The organism is Vibrio sp. A37, assembly GCF_059777565.1.
The window spans coordinates 21,696-27,695 of sequence record NZ_JBLNLI010000026.1 but is presented as its reverse complement, the minus strand read 5'-3'; the positions used below and the strand labels follow the sequence as shown (position 1 = coordinate 27,695).

Here is a 6,000-nt window from a genome sequence, read left to right as displayed (position 1 = left end):
TGTTGCTGTTGCTGTTGCTGTTGCTGTTGCTGTTGCTGTTGCTGTTGCTGTTGCTGTGCTTGCTTGACAATATCTAGATTATATTTTGCATCCGCGTTGTTTGGCTGCTGCTTAAGCACTTGCTCGTATAAATCGATAGCTTTTTGATACTGTTTATCTTGTGCGTAAGCATTCGCTAAATTGTACTTGCCTTTGTCACTTTGGCTGTCTTTTAAAGCTTCAATGGCCTTTTTGTAGTTACCCGCACCGTATTCGGATATGCCTTGCCACTCCTTATTTTGGAACGTTGACGCCGCTCCTTTATAGTCTTTTGCTTCGTACATCTCCATTGCTTGCTGATTTTGATTCAGCCAAGGGCTAGCTTCAGCTGTTTTGGGTGTCAGCAATGGGATAAGTAATAGCGAAAAGCTGAACAACACTCCGCGCCGGAACATCAGTAAAGCTGGAATCAAAATGATGAGAACAAGCCAATAGCCATTATTCAAAGGCTCGTCTACTTCATTATTCTTGTTTTTTTTCGCTTTGCTATCAATAGAAAGAGATTGTCTAGCTATGGTATTTACGTCGCTACTGTTCAGCTGCATCGGCGTAAAATACCCTCCGACATCAGAAGCCAGTTCACGCATGTTATCGAAATGTGTTTTTGCAACCACGGGATGGCCAGCACTATTTTGTAGTAACGTACCGTTTTTAAGTGCAATAGGCGCCCCATTTTTAGTGCCAACTCCAAGGATAGAGAGTGACCAATGAGTCCCTTTAATTAATGGCACAATTTGCTTAATGTCATCCTTGCCTATATCGTCAGCAATAAGAACGATGTTGCCAGAAGATAAGCCTGCGTGCTCCATGAGGCTTATCGCCAGCTTTATCCCTGCGGCTGGGTTTGAACCTTGGTAAGGCATTAAATCTGACGATAGGTTCGGCAGTAAATTCAATATTGTATGTGTGTCAGTTGTCATTGGGCTGATTGTGTATGCGTCAGCGGCATAAGCGACTAAGCCTGTTGACCCTTCTTTCCACTGCTTCAACAAGTCTTGAGCTTTATAACGTGCTTGAGTAAGCCGATTTGGTTTAATATCTGTTGCGTACATGGATTCGGACATGTCCATCACTAACACTCGAGCATTGGCTAGGTTGTATGTAGGATGTTCAGTTTTTTCAAAGCTTGGTCCCGCTACGGCGATGATAGCGAGTACCCAAGAAAGTAGAATCGTACGAATTACCCAAACAGATTGTTTTCCATGCTCAATACCTAGCACCTTGGCAATGTGTGGTGCTATCAGCGTTTGGTTTTGTTTTCGAATTCGTAACCAAATATACAAGGCGATAGCAGGGAGCAACCCCAATAGCCATTGCGGGTAGAGAAATGTAAAACTAGACATGATTTCTCCTTAATATCATCAGCGCGGCCGACAAAATTAATGCTATTGCTAGCGGTACACCAAACCATTCAGTTTGAGGACGCCATGTTTGGCTTGCATTTGTGATGGGTTCTAACTTGTTGATGGTGTTGTAAATATTTTGTAATTGCTGATTATCGTGAGCTCGGAAATATTTGCCTCCAGTAATTTGAGCAATTTCTTTTAAGGTTTTCTCATCCAGATCCGCAGCGGTGTTAATTTTTTGAGTCATGAAAAAGTTGCGCACGGTCATTTCGCCAGCGCCGATTCCAACAGTGTATATTTTTACATGGTATTTTTTTGCAATTTTGGCGGCTTCAATTGGACCTAGAACGCCAGAGTTATTGCTGCCGTCAGTCAATAACACAATGACGCGCTGAGGGGCATCATTATCGATGAATGTTTTGGTTGCTAACCCGATACCTTCTCCAATAGCGGTTTGTGTGCCGATAAGTTTCAGTACCACTTGTTTTAGTTGTTTCGCGACGATGTTTCTGTCGAAGGTAAGGGGAGTTTGAAGATACGCGTGGTCGGCAAAGAAAATAAGACCTAGGCGATCTCCTTTTCTCTCTTCGATAAATTTGGATAGCACGTTTTTGACTGCAGAAAGACGGCTGACGTAGTGATCGCCTTCCTTCATGTCTTTTTGACTCATCGAGTAAGATAAATCAACAACCAACATCAAATCTCGATGCTTAGGCGTCACCGTAATCGGCTCACCAAAGTGAACAGGACGCGCGGCTGCTATCATTAAGCATGTCCAGATTAATGTGGCCAAGATTTTAGAGAGTAGATTCTTAGGTTGTGTTTGAGTATTTTGATTTGGTAAATAAGGTAAGTGAATAGCAGCACTTTTCTTTACTGCTGGAGCAAACCAATACAGAACTATAGGGAGTGGCAGCAGAAATAGCATCCACCACCAGACTAATTCAAAGCTAGTCAACTTTTGCCCTCCTTTTTTTCGGCGGCAATGCATCATTTACCCATTGGTAGCAATCTCCCACTAGGGCTTCGGCGTTTTGTATTGGCTTTTTTTGATATAAAGCTTGTTGCCAAAGTTCTGAGTTGCTTTCGAACATGGGTTCGGGTACTTGCGAGTCCAGAAAGGCGTACCAATCTTTGCCCGTGAGGTTCGCGATCTCATCTCTTGGGTAATAACAGAGAGCCGCTTGGCGAACCAGTTCGATGGCTTCAGAAGGTTCTAAAGGCATCGGTGTGCCAGTGAGTAGTCGTAATGCTGTTTTTTTAGGTGCAAGGCGCTTTTTCTTCCAACGAAGATACAGCCAACAAAATAAAACTACCGCAAATATAGTACCGATGGTCGCCCACCATCCCCAAGCTAAAGGGAACCAAGATGGCAAGTCTGGCAGCTGCATCGATTTCAGCGGTAAATGAGAAGTGTTGGTTGCTTGTGTCATATGAGTACTATCCTGATATTTGTTGTAGTAATGGTGAATCACTGGACAGTGACGAGTAATGAATGGCTAATGAGTGACATAGCGTTTTAAGAGACTGTTGATGATTAATGAAGGCATATTCGATGCGCTGACGAGTTTTCTTGGAAGAAAAGTCAACCCACTGGTTTTGTCTGCGATCGGAGACTAGCTCTACACCTCGGTAAGACGTCGCTCCTCTTTCTAAAGGGTCGACAATTTGAATTAACTGAATTTTGTTGTGCCTATTAAGCTGGCTTATGAATGTTGTATAGGACTCTTTGAAGCGAGTGAAGTCACTGAGCAATACGATTTCACTTCCCTTTGGGCAGAGCCGGGTAAGTGTTTTAAGACCGTCGGACAGGCTGGTTTGAGTGGCGATGTTGCCTAGTTGCTTGAGGCTATTTTGGTGAGCTTCGAGCATTTTTTGTATGATTTGCAAAGGGCCTTTAGTTCTGCTGGTCGGCTTAACTTCAACTAATGACTGGCCATCGTCGATTACTGCACCGATGCGATCTTTCTGCGCAACAGCGAGCCAACTGATTAAACTGGCCATGTGCGCCATTAATACTGATTTGAGCATCAAAGTGGAACCAAATTGCATCGAGGAGCTAAAGTCAAGATACAGTACAACTGGCTTTTCTTTTTCCTCACAAAAAACTTTGGTGTGTGTTTTCCCCGTTCTTGCGGTGACCCGCCAGTCAATACTGCGGATATCGTCACCAGGCTGGTATTGCCTAACTTCAGCGAAGTCCATACCTCTGCCTAGCCTTGGACTATGATGCTGACCTTGCATCTGTGACCATAAGCTACGAGCGGGAGGAAGCCAATGGACAGTATGTTGCTTGAAGAATATCAACTCTTCTAATGACAAGGTTACCCCATCACTAGTAGGTGGCTGGTTCAAAGACATACCCAATCACCTATGCACTGCCAACGAGAGAAAGAATGTGGTTGATGACTTTGTTAGGATGAACTCCTTCTGCTTGAGCTTGATAACTAAGAAGTAGTCGATGCCTAAGAACTGGAAAAGCCATGGTTTGGACATCTTCTGGGGAAACAAAGTCTCTGCCTGATAACCAAGCATGCGCTCTAGCGCAGCGGTCAAGTGCAATGCTGGCTCGTGGACTCACCCCCATTTCTAGCCATTGTTCTAATTTATCATCGTATTGTTTTGGCTGACGAGTCGCCATAACAAGGCGAATAATATAGCGCTCTATAGTATCGGCCATATGGATATCAAGCACTTGCTGTCTTGCTTCGAAAATATCTTTTTGGGCTAGCAAGGGTGGTGGCGATTTTTCATCTCCTTTCGCTTCACCTCGATTTAAACGTAAGATTGCAAGTTCGCTGTCTGCATCTGGGTAATCAACATCTAAGTGAAGTAAAAAGCGGTCTAGCTGAGCCTCAGGGAGAGGGTAAGTGCCTTCTTGTTCAATCGGGTTTTGGGTTGCCATTACCAGAAAGAGCTCTGGAAGTGGATAGGTTTTTCTGCCTGCTGTGATTTGTTTTTCTGCCATGGCTTCCAGCATTGCTGCTTGGACTTTAGCTGGTGCACGGTTAATCTCATCGGCAAGTATAAGAGAGTTAAAAATTGGGCCAGCTTGGAAGCTGAAGTCACCTGTTTCAGGCCTAAATATGTCGGTGCCAGTTAAATCAGCAGGGAGCAGATCGGGAGTGAACTGGATTCGGTGAAAGTCGCCTTCTATGCAATCAGCTAAACATTTTACAGCTCGCGTTTTCGCAAGGCCGGGAGGCCCCTCAACTAATATATGTCCGTCTGCCAATAAGGCAACCAATAGTTGTTTGACAAGATTAGTTTGTCCGATGATTTGGCTATCTAAATACTGTTGTAGTTGTTGGATTGCTTGTGACTGCATAAATAACCTATCTATTAACAAGTTTGGTACTTAGAGCTTAGAAAACGTAGTAAGTTCCATAGATATAAAGGTGTAATATAGAGTTAATATTCAGTGAATAAATATTAACCTGATACATATTAATCTCTTAAGAAGAGTGCTACGTGTTTTTTAGAGAATACTAAATCTCCAGCTAAAATTTGCAAATTAACTTGTCTTTTTGTGACTAAAAAACTGTGATCTTGGTAGATCTAATGGGATGTTAATATGATTTTTGCGTATGCCATCTTGAATTTCTTCGTGACTTTTCGAGTTAAGAGATGGGCAGGTTGATTCAATCCTATTGTGTAATTTCAGGTGAAGCTGGAAAAGGGCCTAGATCTTCGTATAAAATGTTCGGCATCAAATTTAAGGGTAAGCGGTATGAGCGATTTTGAAAAAGAGCTTGAGGCAATGAGCCAGCAAGTTGAAAACGAACCTGAAGTAAAGCTTCCAACGATGGAAGAACAAAAACAAGTAGTAGCGAAGCTTAAAGAGTTAGAAGAAAAAGGTGAGTTGACGGCAGAAGTTCTTGAAGAGTATTTTGGCAAATTTTACGCAGACACAGACAAACCAGTTCACTAAAATTGTTTCATTGTAAAGGGGAAGGCAATTGCCGCTTTCCCTATGATCCCTTCCATTTTCGTGTAACGCACCACTTCACAAGGTTCACGGGCTAGAACTGCTTTAATCAAAAATTCATCAAAACGCACAAATCATAAGCAATACTAGTGTCTCAAAAGCAAGTGCAGCCATTTTAAGCTATTAAGATTTATAAAAAACATGGATCGAATGTCATTTTTCTGTATATTAATACAGTGTTTTTATTAAAGGCATAAATTTGGCCGGGACTTTGCATCTCATATTTAGCCAGCGACTCGTCGACTAACGACTTCTTGACCGTTGTAGTCAGCGATATGTTGAAGGAGTGTGTGGCTTTATAAGATGGAGGAGTACTTATGAATTTAGACAACTCGAATTTTGAATTAATCGATAATAGTAATGCGTTATTTCGCTTAGATTTCGATTATAAAAACTATGACTTAGTGCTAACTAGAGATGACCTTTTTAAGCTGGATGCTCTCGATACGTTAAACGAGCAAGCTTTTGTTTCCAAAAAGGGGATATCATTTAAGCTACTCGATAACGCGATGTCATTTAGTTACTCTGTCCCTAACGGGGTTCGCCTAGATATCTATCCAAGTTTCTCCAAATTTAGAACCATGGTTTCCGACGCTCTAAGTCGAATGGGCCTTTAGGTAGTGTCTA

General features: G+C 42.5%; 7 protein-coding genes. 2 read left to right on the top strand and 5 right to left on the bottom strand.

Annotated features, from left to right (window positions below; genetic code table 11):
* The 5 genes from ACM2FC_RS21835 to ACM2FC_RS21815 all read right to left on the bottom strand — a co-directional run.
* Positions 1–1,382 (bottom strand): VWA domain-containing protein (locus tag ACM2FC_RS21835; protein WP_498483166.1); only part of this gene is annotated, 1,382 nt, incomplete at its 3' end.
* A complete protein-coding gene (locus tag ACM2FC_RS21830; protein ID WP_498483167.1) occupies positions 1,375–2,313 on the bottom strand; it encodes a vWA domain-containing protein in 939 nt (312 codons plus the stop codon). The genes ACM2FC_RS21835 and ACM2FC_RS21830, both read right to left, overlap by 8 nt.
* 22 nt (positions 2,314–2,335) lie before the next feature.
* Positions 2,336–2,818: a DUF4381 domain-containing protein gene (locus ACM2FC_RS21825; protein ID WP_498483165.1), complete on the bottom strand. Its 483-nt coding sequence runs from the start codon at positions 2,816–2,818 to the stop codon at positions 2,336–2,338.
* Positions 2,819–2,825: 7 nt separating this feature from the next.
* The gene (locus tag ACM2FC_RS21820) at positions 2,826–3,746 is read right to left on the bottom strand and encodes a DUF58 domain-containing protein (RefSeq protein WP_498483164.1); all 921 of its coding nucleotides are present in this window, start codon (positions 3,744–3,746) and stop codon (positions 2,826–2,828) included.
* Positions 3,747–3,756: 10 nt separating this feature from the next.
* Positions 3,757–4,713 (bottom strand): AAA family ATPase, encoded by a 957-nt coding sequence (locus ACM2FC_RS21815; protein WP_498483163.1) that lies wholly within the window; start codon positions 4,711–4,713, stop codon positions 3,757–3,759.
* Positions 4,714–5,115: 402 nt separating this feature from the next.
* Between ACM2FC_RS21815 and ACM2FC_RS21810 the strand changes: the two genes are divergently transcribed.
* Both ACM2FC_RS21810 and ACM2FC_RS21805 read left to right on the top strand, forming a co-directional pair.
* Positions 5,116–5,316 (top strand): restriction endonuclease subunit S, encoded by a 201-nt coding sequence (locus tag ACM2FC_RS21810; RefSeq protein WP_498483162.1) that lies wholly within the window; start codon positions 5,116–5,118, stop codon positions 5,314–5,316.
* Positions 5,317–5,690: 374 nt separating this feature from the next.
* Entirely contained in the window at positions 5,691–5,990 is a 300-nt protein-coding gene (locus ACM2FC_RS21805; RefSeq protein WP_498483161.1) for a hypothetical protein, read from the top strand.
* Positions 5,991–6,000: the final 10 nt, after the last annotated feature.